Source organism: Micromonospora humidisoli, from assembly GCF_016900955.1.
In the GTDB taxonomy this organism is placed as follows: Bacteria; Actinomycetota; Actinomycetes; order Mycobacteriales; family Micromonosporaceae; genus Micromonospora; species Micromonospora wenchangensis.
On record NZ_JAFEUO010000003.1, the window covers coordinates 415974 to 430610 of the forward strand.

14 protein-coding genes are annotated in these 14637 nt (G+C 70.1%); 1 reads left to right on the forward strand and 13 read right to left on the reverse strand.

Annotated elements, in window-relative coordinates; all coding sequences use genetic code 11:
• Positions 1-146: 146 nt before the first annotated feature.
• Complete coding sequence (locus JQN84_RS12615) at positions 147-986, forward strand: Rieske (2Fe-2S) protein (protein ID WP_239485277.1); 840 nt, start codon at positions 147-149, stop codon at positions 984-986.
• 234 nt (positions 987-1220) lie between these two features.
• Here JQN84_RS12615 and JQN84_RS12620 read toward each other — a convergent pair whose 3' ends face one another.
• From JQN84_RS12620 to JQN84_RS12680, 13 genes are all read right to left on the reverse strand, one after another.
• Complete coding sequence (locus tag JQN84_RS12620; protein ID WP_204958552.1) at positions 1221-4256, reverse strand: NACHT domain-containing protein; 3036 nt, start codon at positions 4254-4256, stop codon at positions 1221-1223.
• 552 nt (positions 4257-4808) lie between these two features.
• Positions 4809-6104, reverse strand: a complete 1296-nt coding sequence (locus JQN84_RS12625) for a LysM peptidoglycan-binding domain-containing protein (RefSeq protein WP_204958553.1) — start codon at positions 6102-6104, stop codon at positions 4809-4811.
• A gap of 76 nt (positions 6105-6180) precedes the next feature.
• A complete protein-coding gene (locus tag JQN84_RS12630) occupies positions 6181-6555 on the reverse strand; it encodes a hypothetical protein (protein ID WP_239485392.1) in 375 nt (124 codons plus the stop codon).
• Between the two features lie 53 nt (positions 6556-6608).
• On the reverse strand, positions 6609-7079 hold the full coding sequence (locus tag JQN84_RS12635) for a TadE/TadG family type IV pilus assembly protein (RefSeq protein WP_307821229.1): 471 nt from the start codon (positions 7077-7079) through the stop codon (positions 6609-6611).
• A gap of 155 nt (positions 7080-7234) precedes the next feature.
• Positions 7235-7657: a TadE family protein gene (locus JQN84_RS12640; protein WP_372445982.1), complete on the reverse strand. Its 423-nt coding sequence runs from the start codon at positions 7655-7657 to the stop codon at positions 7235-7237.
• A 95-nt stretch (positions 7658-7752) separates the two neighbouring features.
• Entirely contained in the window at positions 7753-7944 is a 192-nt protein-coding gene (locus tag JQN84_RS12645; RefSeq protein ID WP_204958555.1) for a hypothetical protein, read from the reverse strand.
• 26 nt (positions 7945-7970) lie between these two features.
• Positions 7971-8834, reverse strand: coding sequence for a type II secretion system F family protein (locus tag JQN84_RS12650; protein WP_204958556.1), 864 nt, complete (start codon positions 8832-8834; stop codon positions 7971-7973).
• Positions 8831-9730 carry a type II secretion system F family protein gene (locus JQN84_RS12655; protein WP_204958557.1) on the reverse strand — a complete coding sequence of 300 codons (900 nt, stop codon included), beginning with the start codon at positions 9728-9730 and terminating at the stop codon, positions 8831-8833. Before JQN84_RS12655 ends, JQN84_RS12650 begins: the two co-directional genes overlap by 4 nt.
• The gene (locus JQN84_RS12660) at positions 9727-11274 is read right to left on the reverse strand and encodes a TadA family conjugal transfer-associated ATPase (protein WP_204958558.1); all 1548 of its coding nucleotides are present in this window, start codon (positions 11272-11274) and stop codon (positions 9727-9729) included. Before JQN84_RS12660 ends, JQN84_RS12655 begins: the two co-directional genes overlap by 4 nt.
• Positions 11264-12067 (reverse strand): CpaE/TadZ family protein, encoded by an 804-nt coding sequence (locus JQN84_RS12665; RefSeq protein ID WP_204958559.1) that lies wholly within the window; start codon positions 12065-12067, stop codon positions 11264-11266. Before JQN84_RS12665 ends, JQN84_RS12660 begins: the two co-directional genes overlap by 11 nt.
• Positions 12068-12069: 2 nt before the next feature.
• Entirely contained in the window at positions 12070-12720 is a 651-nt protein-coding gene (locus tag JQN84_RS12670; protein WP_204958560.1) for an SAF domain-containing protein, read from the reverse strand.
• Positions 12721-12775: 55 nt separating this feature from the next.
• Entirely contained in the window at positions 12776-13771 is a 996-nt protein-coding gene (locus JQN84_RS12675) for a hypothetical protein (protein ID WP_372445974.1), read from the reverse strand.
• Entirely contained in the window at positions 13765-14325 is a 561-nt protein-coding gene (locus tag JQN84_RS12680) for a hypothetical protein (protein WP_204958561.1), read from the reverse strand. The genes JQN84_RS12675 and JQN84_RS12680 overlap by 7 nt, the downstream gene beginning before the upstream one ends.
• Between the last annotated feature and the right edge of the window lie 312 nt (positions 14326-14637).

Consider the following 14637-nt stretch of genomic DNA (forward strand, 5'->3'; position numbering starts at 1 on the left):
GATGCGCGACGCCGGAGGCGGGATGTTGCGGGGTCGATGGTGTCGCCTGGGCGCTGTCGAGTCGATCGGGGCGGGAACCCGGATTGGTGCCGGTCGCCCGGTTTGCGACCCGGTCAGGCGGGAAGTCGGACGGGGTGCGAGCGTTGATGACGAAACTCGAACAGGCCACCGCGCTGGACCGTACCGGCGACCGGTTGCAGCGTGCCGTCCAGGCGACCCTGCGCCCGCAGCGGGTACGCGACCTGCTGCACGGCGTCTTCCTGGGCCATCCGCTGCACCCGGCGATGGTGCAGGTGCCGGTCGGGGCCTGGATCAGCGCCGCAGTGGTCGACCTGCTCCCCGGCCAACGTCGGGCGGCCACCACCCTGGTCGCGCTGGGCACCGTGAGCGCGGTTCCCGCCGCCGTGGCCGGGCTCAACGACTGGGCGGAACTCTCCCGGGACCAGCGTCGGGTGGGGCTGGTGCACGCCGCCGCCAACACCGTCGGCCTGACCCTCTACGCCGGCTCCCTCGCGGCCCGGTTGACCGGCCGGCACGGCGTCGGGCGGGCCCTGGCCTACCTGGGGCTGGGCGCGGCGAGCGCCGGGGCGTACCTCGGCGGGCACCTGGCGTACAAGCAGGGGGCGCAGGTCAGCCAGAGCGTCTCCGAGCTGCACCGGATGGGCGACGGGTGGCGGCCGGTGGCCGACCTGGCCGGGCTGCCGCAGCGCAAGCTCGTGACCCGTGAGGTGGACGACGTCTCGGTGATCCTCTACCGGCACGGCGACGAGGTCACCGTCATGCTGGAGCGCTGCCCGCACCAGAGCGGCCCGCTCGGCGAGGGCGAGGTGCAGGAGATCGACGGGCACGCCTGTGTGGTCTGCCCCTGGCACGGCTCGGCGTTCCGGCTCAACGGCGGCGAGGTCGTCCACGGCCCCTCCGCCACCGACCAGCAGATCCTCCCCACCCGCGTGGTCGACGGCACCCTCCAAACCCGCCTCCCCTAGCCGTCTGCCCAGGTGTGAAAGCTCGTAGCGGGGGATGGAAACCCTGAAGTGTTCGTGCGGGCTCTGTCGATGACCGGGGCGAGTGGTGGTAGCGGATCACGCCGGACGGCTGAGCGAAGGACCCGGCGAAGCTCTGCCGGGCGATGTGGTGCTGACGTCCGCCCCGGGCCAGCCGGCCCTGGGTAGCGCGGCATACTTCAAACCAACAATGGCAAATACACGATGTGGTCCATTCTAGCCGGCACGCCTAACGAGCCGCCAAAACTCGCGGACGCGATCGTCTTCGTTGTCACTATCCAGCAGGAGAGCAGGCGGTCGAAGGAAGCGCAAGCGAGACTTGGAGGGCCCACCTGCCTGTAACGATTCAAGCTCAACGACTTCGGCCTGCTTCATCGCCCTCACGAAGTCAGCCCACGCGCCGGTGCCAAATATGCGACTCCAGCGCTCCTTGTCGGTGTTGTGCTGCAGGGTGGCATCGGTTATAACGATCGAATCGACGCGGTCCTCCATTTTTCGCAGAAAGAAGCGGACTGCTTCGACGAGTTGACTGTCTTGCTGTTCTTCTTGCTGCACGGGTAGTGCAACACCCAGCCGGTGAAGTGCTGCCACGACATCTCGTGGTGCCTCCGCAAATGTCTCGGCCGTTAGGATTTGTGAGACGTGTTCAGGGTTGATACCTGATAGTGAGGCCAGCACCTCGCCAGTTCCCTGAACTTTTAGGGTATCGATGGTCGTGTCCTGAATTGCCAGACGCCACGGACCGGCGGGCGGCAGACTCAGGATGCCGAAGTGGCACCGCACGAGCTTTGTGGATTCGCATGAGACACCGCGAAGGTCCAGTGTGTCGAACACTGCCTCTTCTATGATCTCGTTGTCCAGCCGGCCGGATTCGCGGGCAAGTTCTGCCCACAAAGATCCGATATTTGACCTAAAAGCGGTCACTCGATCTGTTGATAGCTGCGCTGACCGGCCGCCCGCCGAACGCAGCAAATCTCGTATCTCAGACTGCGCCGTTCGGACAACACTGGCTACTGTGGCGGCACGCCACTGGGCTTTGCTCAGTGTCTGGTAGACGGTCTCAACTCCGCCGTCGGTTAGCTGACGCAGGATTGCTCCTGCGAGGAACTCATCGTAGAACAGCTCATGTTGGAAGGCGAAGCGGCGCTCCTTCATATCTGAATTGGTCGATACGGCCAATCCGCACAAGACGGAAAGGCGATTCGTCAAGCCTCGGCGGCTCTCTAGGTCATCGTTATTGATGGCGATCTGGGTTGCATAGCGGAGCTCTTCTATCGTTACCTCGCGCTCGTGTTGCTCCGCCATCAGGTCGGCAAGGTTCTCGAACATTTGCCTTAGCTCGTCGCGGCTAAGGAGCGCGTCTCGGGCACCCGCCGGACCCAAAAGCTTAGCTTCCTCCCGAATCAGATACTGCTCCAAAAGCCGCTCGGGAAGTGGCCTGGATAGAGCGCCGGCCCGAGAAATTCGTCGGTCTTCAACGAACACGCGGGCAAAGAAGGGCAGGCGCAGGAGCTTCTTGTCGTTTTCGCCCAGCCCGAGTAGGTCACGCGGACTGAGTCCGTGAGACTGCAGGTAATCCAGGACCTGCCCGGTGCTCCACCTTTGCAGTTCAGCGACGTGATGCGCCACCGCTAGGTCGGAAATCCCCGAGTTTTGTCTCAGGCTAGATCGATACTGATTCAGATAGTACGAGGACCGCGCGGATACAACAATTGCCCCACGTCCCCTAAGGCTCTCGATCCACCACCTCAGGGAACCCAGGGCATCCTGGTAGCCGACGCCGCCAAGCAACTCATCGAAACCATCGATCAGAAGCACCATCAACCCATTGCGACTCAGTGTGCGCACGGTGGCTTCTGTAAGATTTTTTGTCGCCGCAACTGCAGCCTGCACAACCGTCTGCAGGCTGTCGAGTACCTGCCCCGTGGAGCGGACGTAGAGGAACAAGGGGAGATGGTCGATTGGCCCAGAGTCGTCTTCGACCTGGCGAGCACGTTCTAGTGCTGCCTTGACGAGGGTGCGTGTTTTGCCAATGCCTGCCTCTCCCGTCATGAAATAGATATGCGTCTGCCCGGAGACCGTCTTGATTCCGTCGTCAAGGCGCTGCCGTAGCTGTTCGAAGTTCAGTCGCTCCGGCTGTTGTGTTCCGTGCAGATCTGCTAGGCGGATTTCAGGCTCGATGGAAGTCTCGATTTCTTGTGACCAGCCCAGCGTCGTTGCTTCCTCCGTTGAAAGCCGTGCCTCAAATTCTTCGAGCTGCTGCCGAATCCGCCTGGCGACCATTGGCCAATTCGCAAGCTCGCGTAAGAAGTAGGAGTAGGGCTGCCAGGTTCCGTCCGCAGAACGCCATTGGCGTTGTCCGTCGACTTCAATACGGAAGCTGTCAATTCTCTCTTCGTTGCTGTCGGCTACCTCTCGGAGCCAGATGAAGGTCACGCTACCATTGGTGTCGAAGTGATGATGAGGCTCGAAGTCGCGGTCCCGGAATCCGGATAAGTCTTCCCGTAGTTCTGAAATGAAATTCGAGACTGTCCGGTCTTCGCGCACGGTAGACAGTGAGGTCGATAGCGCCAAGATGAGGTGCTCGTCCCTTAGGTCCAATCGGACCGGGTGGGGGCCCGGTCGAATGAAGACTGGAACCCCGCCCGTGTACTGCGCGTAGAAGCACCAATTTCCGGAAGCGTCCACGCATATGAATGGCCATAAGGTTAGTTTGACGTCGGGCCATACGAAATTCAGTTCCGTGTAGGAGTGTTCGCCGCTTTGTGTCGACTCGGCTGCGTCGGAAAGGAAGCTGTATATTGCGGCAGAAGTGGATTTGGTTGCCGCTTGAGTTTGCATGAGGAGTTCGTCAGCATGAATTCCGACCGGCACTGGTCCGCCGTGACTCAAGTGGTTGCGCAGCCTTTCCAGTGTATGAAAGGCTGTGGATGGGTCCTTGTAACTCTGTTGCACCTGGAGTACTTGTGACACTAGATCGAAGATCTTGCGTTCGGCTTTTCCTCTGCCCCCTGAGCGGATCTCGGTACCAAGTAAGGACGCGGTGCGACGGAGAAAGGCAATCCAGGTGCCAAATCCGGGCGCGCGGCTGAGGTTGACTTGCTCCGGGTCTGCGCCACGCAGGAGGCTGGCCGCGCATAGCGTCACGAACCGAAGCTGAAAGTCGAGCAGGGCGAGATCTTCGTGGAGGCTGGGCTGTTCTCGATGGTAATGCGCTTCGACGACGCGGTACCGCTCGATGCACGACTGCATGCCGCTGCACGCTCCAAGGGAAGTTGGCGAAGACTACGGATGCTCTTCGGTCGACCCGGCGCTCTGGCCGAACCAGTTGGGTTTAGCGGGAGGCGGAATAAAGAACTTACCTACTGAGCGACCATGGTCGCAACGGTCCGCACGGCCCGAGCCGTGTCGGGAAAAGGGCTAGGCGCTGTATTTTCGATCATGATTTCGCCCGTTAAGCATTCTCTAGGCGCGAGGTGATCTCGCGAGCGCCTGAGCGGGCTGTGCTGGCAGCGTTGTTCCCGTCGCAGCTAGCTGCTGGCCGTTTGCCAACGGCGATCGTCGGCACCCTCCAGGCCACCTTCCCCGACCCACCCGCTCCCGCCTTAAACCGCCCGCCCCCGCAATTTGACGGTTGATCAAGAGGTTTGCGTCAAAGTTGATCTCCAACTTGACGCAAACCTCTTGATCACTTGACGCAAACCTCTTGATCGCCGGGGCGAACTGGTCGGGTCGGCGCTCGCCGGGGCGAGCTGGTCGGGGCGGCCCGGGGTGGGGCGAGTGGGGGTGCGGAGGGGAATCGGGTCAGTCGCGGCGGTGGCGGCCGGTTACCAGGTCTCGGGCGGCGGAGGCACGGCTGCCCATCGAACGGCCCGGGGTACGACCGGTGGTGGTGCGGCTGGTGGACATCCGGGCGGCGGCGATCCGGGCGGCCGAGGTGCGGCCGGCGGTCACCCGGACGGGGCGGCGACGCAGGCCGAGCACCGCACCGATCTGCGCGCCGACGATGCTCGCCACGGCCAGTACCGCCGACACGGCCAGCGGCCTGTTGATCGCGTCGGCCGGGGTGGCCCGGGACGCCCCGGCGGCCATCGCCGGTGGCACGCCGACCGGCCGTTCGGCCGGGGGCTGGGCGGTCTGCGGGGTGGCCGTCCGTGGGGTGGCCGGCCCGATCTTCCCCGGCTTCGGGGTGGCCGGACCGGTCGGCTTCGAGGCGGCGGGCCCGGTCGGCTTGCCCGGGGTGGAAGGCGCACCCTGGTGCTGCGGGTCGGCCTGGCCACCGGGGGTGGTGGCGGGCGGGCGCGGGGACGGCTTGCGGGGCGTGTTCGGGACCAGGTGGCCGCTGGCGTGCCGACGGGCACCCGTGTCGTCGGCCTCGGTGGGGAGCTTGATGAGCTGACCCGGCCGGATCCGGTCGGCGTCGCGCAGGTCGTTGAGCCGGGCCACCTCGGGGTAGCGGTCGAAGTCGTCCAGGTAACGTTCGGCGACCTCACCCAGGTAGTCGCCCCGGGCCACCCGGTACACCGGCTTCGCGGCCGGCTTCTCGGCACCGGGGACGGGACCGAGACCGGTACCGGGGACGGCACCGAGGACGGCGCCACCGATGCCGGCGCTGGGGGCGGCGCCCAGGCCGGTACGGGAGGTGTCCAGCGTCGTCGCCACCCCGGTGCCGGCGGCGGCCGGCATCGGCTGGGTCAGGGTCACCGCCGCGCTCGCCGCCGGGCTGGCCGCGATGATCAGCGCGACCGAGCCCAGCAGGGCCGCCGCCGCCCGCTGCTGCCGGCGCATACCGGGCAGCCGGGGCGTCTGCCGGCGGGTCAGCTGGGCACCGATCTCCACCAGTACCGAGAAGGTGAACGTCGCCCAGCCGAACCAGCCGACCAGCGCGAGCGCCCGGATGAAGAGCTGCCCGTCGTCCCGGCTGGTCAGTACGGTGCCGACCTCGGTGAGGGTGGGCAGGTGGTCGGGCAGCGGGTTGCCGGCGAAGGCGAGCAGCGCCACCGGTGCGCCGACCAGCAACGCCATCAGGACCACCAGTGATCCGAAGCCGGTGAGCAACTGGCCGGTACGTCGGGCGGTGGAGCCACGCGGTGTGGTCATGCTGCCCTCCTTCCTACGGTCTGCCGGTGCGGGGGCACCGGGTGCGTGGGCCGACGGGTCCGCCGGGCCAGCGGGTTCATGGTCGGTCGGTGAGGGTGCGGGCGGTCGCCTCGCCGGCGACGGTGACGGTGCGGTCCATGCCGATCAGACCGAGCAGGTGCCGGCGGTAGACGACGGTGACGCGTACCCTGATCTGCTTCTCGCCGGCGACCACCGGGAAGCTGACCTGCTGGCCGGTCACGTCGGAGTTGCCCCGCAGGTATTGCGCGACGGCCGCGCGGGCACCCGGCTCGTCGATCACCTTGGGCCGGCCTTCGATGGCGGCGGCCCGGTCGATCACCTGGCCGCCGCTGCGGGCCGCCTCGGCGGCCAGGTCGTCGGCGCGTTGCAGGGTACGCAGTTGGCCCGCGCCGTCGTACGCGACACCGATGATCGCCAGCACGCCGATCATGGTGACGGCCAGGAACAGGCTGATCCGGCCCTCGTCACCGGTGGGGCGGGCGGTCACTGCCGGCTCCGGTAACGGTCCAGTGGGGAGCCGAAGGTGGCCTCGACCCGCTTGTCGCCCATCGGCAGGCCGGGGAAGCGCATCCCGGCGAAGGAGACCGTGCAGCTCACCCGGACCCAGATGCTCACCGGTTCGCCGAGTTGCTGCCGGAACGCCGTGCTCAGCGACGTGTGGTCGGAGTTGCGGGTGGAACCCCAGACCGTGACCTGGGGTGCGCTGGCGCAGTTGAGGCCCCGCCAGTCGAGCTGACGGCGGGCGGCCGACCGGGCGGCGCTCTCCGCCGTGCCGGCGTCGCGGGCGATCGAGGCGGCCCGCGCGGCGTCGTGCGCCGCCGCCTCCACCGCCTCGTCGGCCACCGCGACCCGGCCGGCCACCCCGGCCAGCATCAGCAGCGCCAGGAAGGCCGGGGCCAGCACCGCCACCTCCACCGACACCGATCCCCGGGTACGCCCCGCCGCCCGGTCCACCGACACGTCGTCCCGGTGACGCCCGGCGGGCCGCCCGACCATCCCGTCGGGGTAGCCGGGTCGCGGGGCGGGGACGACGGCCCGGTCGCCCCGGACCCGCCGTCGGGCGGGTCGGGTCAGCACGTCGCGCCAGGTGCGCCGGGGCGGGTGGGCGGTCACGGGGTGGTCCACCGTTCGACGGTGCCGTGGGCGGTCTGCCGGACGTCGAACCGGACGGCCGGGATGACGCTCAGAGACTTCCCGGTGACCGTGCAGGTCACCTCGGTCGCGGTGGTGGCGCAGGTGGTCTTCGCGCCGACCAGCCAGTCCCCGGCGGCACCCAGGAAGTGTTTGGCGCGGGCCTCACCCGCCCCGGCCGGCGCCTCCAGGACCCGCTGCGCGTTCACCCCGCTCTGGGCGGCGTGCATCGCCGTCGACCGGGCCACGAACCAGGCGGCGATCTGGACGGAGCCGAAGAGCAGCACCAGCACCGCCGGCATCACCACGGCCAGCTCCACGGGGTTGGCCCCCCGGTCCGTACCCCCGGCGGTGAGCCGGTGGTGGGCGGCCCGGCCGGCGGCACGCAGCCGGGCCGGCACGGCACGCCCGGCGTCGGGTGCACGCCGGGGTGCGCGCCGGGACCGGGCGGTGGGGGCCGTCCGGTCCCGGCGCGAGATGGCCAGGGGGATGCGGGTCACGGGTTCGCGATGCTGTTCATCCAGTTGGTGGCCTTGGTCAACACGATGCCGGTGACGGCGGCCCCGGCCACCACCAGACCGGCGATGATCACGGCGGTCGGGACGGGGCTGTCGCCCCGATCCGCCTCGCGGCGTAGCTCGGCCAGGCGGGCCACGGTGGCCACGTAGAGGAAGGTGACGAGGTGCATGGCGGGACTCCTTGGGGAGGGTTTGATCAGAGGCGGGCGATGAACGGATAGAGGACGAAGGCCAGCAGTACGAAGACGAGCAGCGAGCCGGGAATGTCCAGCCGGCTGGTGACGCCCTCGGCGCGGGCCAGGTTGTCGGTGCGGATCTGGTCCCGGAGCGACTCGGCGCGGCTGCGCAGCGTCTCGTGCACCTGGGCGCCCTCGCTGCCGGAGGACCGCATGATCGCCCCGACGTCGCCCAGCTCCGGAATGCCGATCTTCTCGGCCAGCTCCTGCAACTCGTCCCAGGGCGAGTGCATCTGCATCTGGGCGATCCGCAACGACTCCCGGATGCGGGCGAAGACCCAGCCGTCGCAGACCGCCGCCGCGCGTTCCAGCGACTGCACCGGGCCGTGTGCCGCCGACAGCTGCAACGCCACCAGGTCCAGGTAGGTGCAGACCGCGGCGCGGAACTCCTCCCGGGCGGTGTCCGCCTTGGCCAGCACCGACCGGTGCGCGAGCAGCGCGCAGAACAGCGCCAACCCCAGACTGCCCAGCACCGGTACGACCACCGGCATGCCCACCCCGGCCAGGAAGAGCAGCGCCCCCGCCACCGTCGGGGTGGCCAACCCGACCAGGGCGGAGAGCAGGATCGACATGGTGTACTGCTCGGGGGTCTGGTCGAGCAGGGCGAGCTGGCGGTGCGGCGGGCGTAGCCAGCGGGAGAAGCCCCCCAACCAGTCCGGCCCCCGCCCGGCGGCGACGGCGGTGCCCGCTGGCTGGTGCAGCCGGCGCAGCGCCGGGCCGAGCGCCGGGGAGGCCGGCAGCGCCTCCCGGACCAGCAGGAACAGGCCGAGCCCGATGGCCGCCCCGCCCAGCACCGCGATGGTGAGCTGCCAGTTGAGCGTCACGCGACCACCTCCGCCGGGTCGGGCCTGGGCAGGAACCGGGGCGGCGGCGGGGGCTGGCTCATCGCGCGTACCCAGGCCAGCAGGGCGATGAACGCTGCGGCGAGCACCGCCATCAGCACCTGACCGAAGAACGTCCCGTACGGCCTGACGTACTCGGTGTTGACCAGTCCGTACGCCAGCACGGCCAGGGTCATCCCGGTGAGGAAGCGGACCGCGAACCGGGGCTGGGTGCGTTTGGCCTCCACCTCGCGCCGGGTGGCCACCTCGGCGGAGGCGGCCGACGCGATGGAGCCGAGCACGTCGCCGAGGCGCTCGCCCCGGTCGGTCAGGTGCAGGATCAGCGCGGCGACCACCTGGTCGCAGACCGGGTCGCCGATCTCGTCGGCGAACGCCAGCAGGGCGGACCGGGCCGTCCAGCCGGCCTGGAGGCGGGCGGCGAGCAGCCGTACCTCCTCCTGGATCTCCTCCGGGACGGTGGCGATGGTGGTGACGATCGCCTGCTGGAGGCCCTGTCCGGTGTTGGAGACGTCCTTGAGCCGGCGGGTCCACTCGCCTACCGCCTCGATCCGGGTGATCGCCCGCTCCTCGGCCCGACCCACCGCGAACAGCCAGGGCACGCCCGGCACCGCCACCGCCACGATCAGCCCCACCACCGGCAGCCCGGTAAGCAGGAACGCCAGCGCCCCCGCCACCGCCGCCGCGCCCAGGGTCATCTGGTGCGCCCGCTGGTCCCGCCGGTTGGTGCCGGAGCCGAGCCAGAGCCGGCGCAGCCCGGTGGTCGAGCTCCGGGCCGGTCGGGTCGGTTTGGTGGTGCCGAACAGCGCCACCACGGCCAGCACGATCCCGCCGACGCAGGCCGCGCCGGAGACCACCGCGAGTAGTTCGATGGTGCTCATCGGCGTACCGCCGGGGCGAGGCGGCTGTGCCGGGGCCGACGCCACGCGCCCGCGCCGGCCTCGATGAAACGGGACAGCAGCCGGGCGTCGTAGCCGACCCGCAGCAGTTGCCCACGGACCCGTTCCGGCAGGTGGCGGGGGATGGCCCGACCGTCGGGGCCGGGCCCGAAGACGGTGGTGGTGGTGATCCGGTTGGCGTCGCCGACGCCGATCACCTCCTCCACGTGGGAGACGAACCGGTGCTTGCGTCCGCCGATCGCGGTCTCGTCCTCGACGGTGACGTAGACGATCAGGTCGAGGGCGTTGCCGGCCATCCGGCGGGCCTGGTCGACGGTCATCTCCCGGCCGTGGGCCAGGGCCAGCTCGATGATCCGTTCGCTGACCCCGGCCGGGGTACGGGCGTGGATGGTGCACATCGACCCACGGCTGGTGGTCATCGCCTGGAGCATCGGCACGATCTCCCGGGACCGGACCTCACCGACGATGATCCGCAGCACGCCCATCCGCAGCGACAGCGGGATCAGGTCGGCGATGCTCACCTCGCCGGCGGGCCGACCGTCCAGGCCGCGTTCGCCGTGCCCCTCCCGGGCCTCGAAGCTCATCACCGCCCGGTGCTTGTCGCCGCGCCGGGCCGGCAGCAACTCCCGGCTCTCCTCCAGCAGCACGTACGGCTCGTCGGGCGGGATCTCGTCCATCAACGCCCGGATGACCGTGGTCTTGCCGGCCCCGGCCAGCCCGGCGACCATGATGTTCAACCCGGCCCGCATGGACGCCCGGAGGAAGTCGCGCAGCAGCGGGTCGATCATCTCGTCCAGGTCGGGGCGGCTGCCGGCCAGGTCGTCGAGGCTGACGTCGAGCGTGTTGTGCTTACGGATCACCGCGTACGGGCGGTGGCTGACCAGGAACACCGCCGCCAACCGGCTGCCGTCGGGCAGTTGCAGGTCCAGCGTCGGCTTCGAGGTGGACAGTGACCGCTCGGTGGCCCCGGCCCGGCGGGCCGCCGCCTGGAGGATCTCCACCAGCTCGTCGTCGCTGTCGGCGATCGGCTCACCCCAGTCGACCCCACCGCCGTGCCGGGTGATGCGCACCTGGTCACAGCCGAGGATGTGCACCTCCTCGATGGTGTCGTCGACCAGCAGGGTCTGTAGCCGGCCCAGCCCGACCAGTTCGGCGGTCACCTGGTCGAGCAGGGTGCGTTCCTCGTCGGCGCTGAGCGGGGTGCCGGCCCGGCGTACCGCGTCGGCGTAGCCGGAGACCACGGCGACGGCGAGCCGGGCCCGCTCGACCTCCTCGGCGTCGGCGTCGAACTCCCGGCCGCGCTGCCACTGGGTGAGCCGTTCGCTCAGCTCCCGGCGCAGCTCGCGGACCACCGCGAAGTCCACCTTCGGCCGGGGTGGCACGACCGGCGCGGGCGTCGGCGGGGCGGCGGCCGGCGGTGGCGCGGGGGTGTGGTGCCGGCCGTTCACCGGGGCCAGCGGCGGCATCGTGGAGGTGACCCCGGGCGGCGGGGTTCGTGGGTCGTGGGAGACCGGCTCAAACCGCATCCGGCACCCCCTGTGCCGGGGTCGGCCAGGCCAACCGGGCCCGCCGTTGCTCCAGCAGTTCCCGTACCGGGGCCTCCAACCCGGCCGCCGCGCGCATCAGCGGCCGTCCGGCGCGGACGGTGCCGCCGAAGCTGAGCGCCTGCGCGGTACGCGGGTCCTCCGGCAACCGGGCGATCACCGGTACCCCCAACGCCTTGCCGATCTCGGCCTTGCCGTGCCCGTCGCCGACGACCACCAGCCGCAGCGTGCCCGGGGGCACCCGGTGGTGGGTGAAGTCCCGTTCGATGGCCCGGATCATCGACCGGGTGCCGGAGAGCCCGGGTAGCTGCGCCCGGGTCACCAGCAGCACCACGTCGGCGGCGCGCAGCAGCGGCCAGGGCGGCCCGAAGACCTGGAGACGTCCACAGTCGACGATCACGTCGTAGCCGGGGCGGCCCTTCTCCAGGGTGCGGAAGAAGTCGGCGAACCGTTGCCACAGCGGGGCTACGCTGCCGGCCTGCGCCGGGTCCACCACCCCGGGTAGCAGCAGCCGTTCCCGCCGCGGCGCGTCCAGGTCGACCAGTTGCGACCAGAACGTCGACTCCAGGCTGCCGTCGCGCAGCTCACCCACGGCCAGCTCGCCGATGCCGCGCGGCCCGTCGAGCTGGCCGCCCAGGTACCCGGCGAGCACCGAGCCGCCGGCCGGGTCGCACTCGGCGAGCACCAGCCGCCGGTGCCAGCTCAGGGTGCAGGCCAGCGCCGTGGTGGTGACGCCGGGCGACCCCTTCGCCGAGACCAGCGCGATGATGGCCATGGTCAGGCCGCCTCGGTCAGCACGACGGCGATCCGCTCCTGCGCGGCCAGCACCACCACCGCCGGGACGTCCCGGACCGCGAGCGCCAGGTAGATCACCACGTCGTCGTTCTCCGGGGTGAGGGTGTCGATCACCGTGGCGGTGAACCGGGTGGACGACGGCGAGCTGTCGGAGTCCTCGTCCGGGGTGCTGACCAGCAGCACCTTGTCACCGGGGTGCAGCTTGCGGGCCGGCACCCTGCTCGGCTCCAGGCCGAGCGCGATCTGCTGCTGCCCCTGGCCGAGCAGCGGGGCGTCGGTGAGCTGCGCCATGGTGAGCAGCGAGCCGGGGACCAACGACACGGCGGCCCGCTTGCCGACCACCTCGTCGCGCTTCTTCGCCGGCACCGGGGACAGCCCGGCACCCCCGGAGACCTGCACGCTGACCAGGTCGTCGGCGGTCAGGATGCGGCCCACCTCGACCGGGCGGGCGATCGCCAGGTAGCTGCCGGTGGCCCGTACCGAGGTGACCGCGAAGGCCGCGCCGAGGCCGCCCAACGCGATCAGCAGCACGGCGAGCCCGAGCAGGCCGGGCCGGGTACGGCGCTGCCGGACCACCTTGGGCGGGGCGATCGGCGCGTCCACCGGGGCGCCATCGCGGGTGGCCAGACTCACTGGTACGTCTCCGTTCGCGACTGAGGGTCTCGCAAGATCAGCTCGGCACGGGCGCTCATCGGGTCACCACCTGAAGTTCCTTGATCTGAATGTCGACGACGCCGCTGGTGCGGGTCTGCGCGATGTCGCCGCTGCGGCCGCCGCCGACCCAGTGCACGTTCCAGAACGTGGTGGCGCTGACCCGGTAGTTGCCGACCTTGGGGTAGCCGTCGTAGCCGCAGGTCGGCGACTTCTTGCCGGCGTTCGGACCGGTCGCCTTGTACGGCGTGCCGGGGCCCCTACAGGTGATCTTCCTGCCGTTGCCCATGTCCCACACGATCCGTTGGACCCGCGCGGTGATCTCCACGGTCAGACCCCGGTCGCTGGCCGAGGCGCGCAGCGGGCCGAAGTAGTTCTCGCCGCTGCTGGCCCACATCCAGACCGGCAGGCCGACCAGGCCGGGGCCGAGGCTGCGCCGGGGGGCGACCGACGCGCGGGGCGGCAGCAGGCTGATCGAGGCGAGCGCCCGACGGGCCAACTCCTCCGGGTCGGGCGGGGTGCCGAAGCCGGGCGGCGGCCCGTCCAGCAGCACCATCGACTGCGCGCCCAGGTCACCCCCGTTGCAGGTCCGGACGTACCACACCTGACCCTCGGGGGCCTCCTCCTGCGGCTCGGCGACCTTGTAGTAGCAGCCGCTGGAGTTGTCGAACCAGCCGAGGTTCGGGTTGTAGCAGGGCAGCGGCTTGCCGTTCCACTGGCACTTCGGGGCCGCGCCGGGGCTGTTCGGGCTGCCCGGCCCGGTGCCACCGCCCGGGTCGCCGGGGGTGCCCGGGTCGTCGTCCCAGACGCTGCAGTCGTTCTGGCCCGGCGGGCACTCCACCCCCGGGCCGGCGGCCTGCACCGGGGCGGGTGGCGCGGCCACGGCCACCAGCACGGCCAGCAGCAGACCGGTGAGTACCCGGCGGGGCACTCCACCGACGGGTCGCAGTGGACGGTGGGCGGCGGGCTCGGGGCCGGTCCGGGAAACGGTGGCGGAATGGGTCGGCACGGGCGTTCCTTCCCGGGTCAACATGGCTGGTCCTCGTGGGCGGCACCGGAGTTGATCAGCCAGCGGCCGTCCGGGTAGCGGGTCGCGGTGGCGGTGGCCAGGTGCCGGGTGCCGGCCGAGCCGGGCACCACCCGTTTGTCCTTGCGGTAGACCAGCCGGTAGCCGGTGGCGTCCAGGCAGTCCTGGATCTCCACGGTCGGCGGGTCGCTGTCAAGGCTGACCGAGGTGACGGAGGGCTCCGACGTCAACGTCCCGGTGCGGACCGCGCCGTGCCGGCGGGCGTCGTCGATCGCCACCCGGACCCGGGTGAGCAGCGGGTCGCCCAGGAACCGGGTCAGCTTGGGATGGCGGGGGTCGCTGTCCCGGCTCGCCTCCCGGGAGGCTTCCAGATATCCGGCGTACGCGGCCAGCGCGGCCCGCTCGGCCGCCTGCTCCGCCTCGGTGGGCCGGCGGTCGTCGCTGGCCGGTCGGGGGGCGGGGGCGGAGGTCGTCTCCGGCGGGTCGGCGCAGCCGGCGAGGGCGGCCACCATGGCGACGACCAGGCAGCTGGTCCAGTGGCGGGATCGCCCTGTACGCATTGCCGTGCCCTCCTCGGTAGCGCCCGGTGGCGACGATCGTGGCGGCTTCCGGGCCTGCGGCGGTACTCCGGGATGTTGTCGATCGGACAGTTCCGGGTGCTGCGGCATTTACCTGTGTGGATCTTGCGTGAACGGGTGGGTGTGGCGTCCGACGCGGCTGCGCGGGGTTGCGTCGTACCCAAGGGGGGAGCATAGGCTGACGTGCGCCGATGCAACAGAGGCAATTCATCCGAGCACTCACCGTGACGGGCAGGAGTGACCGAAGGTGGGCGATGTCCAGGGTGTCCGGCCGGTGTCACAGGTGCCCGCCGA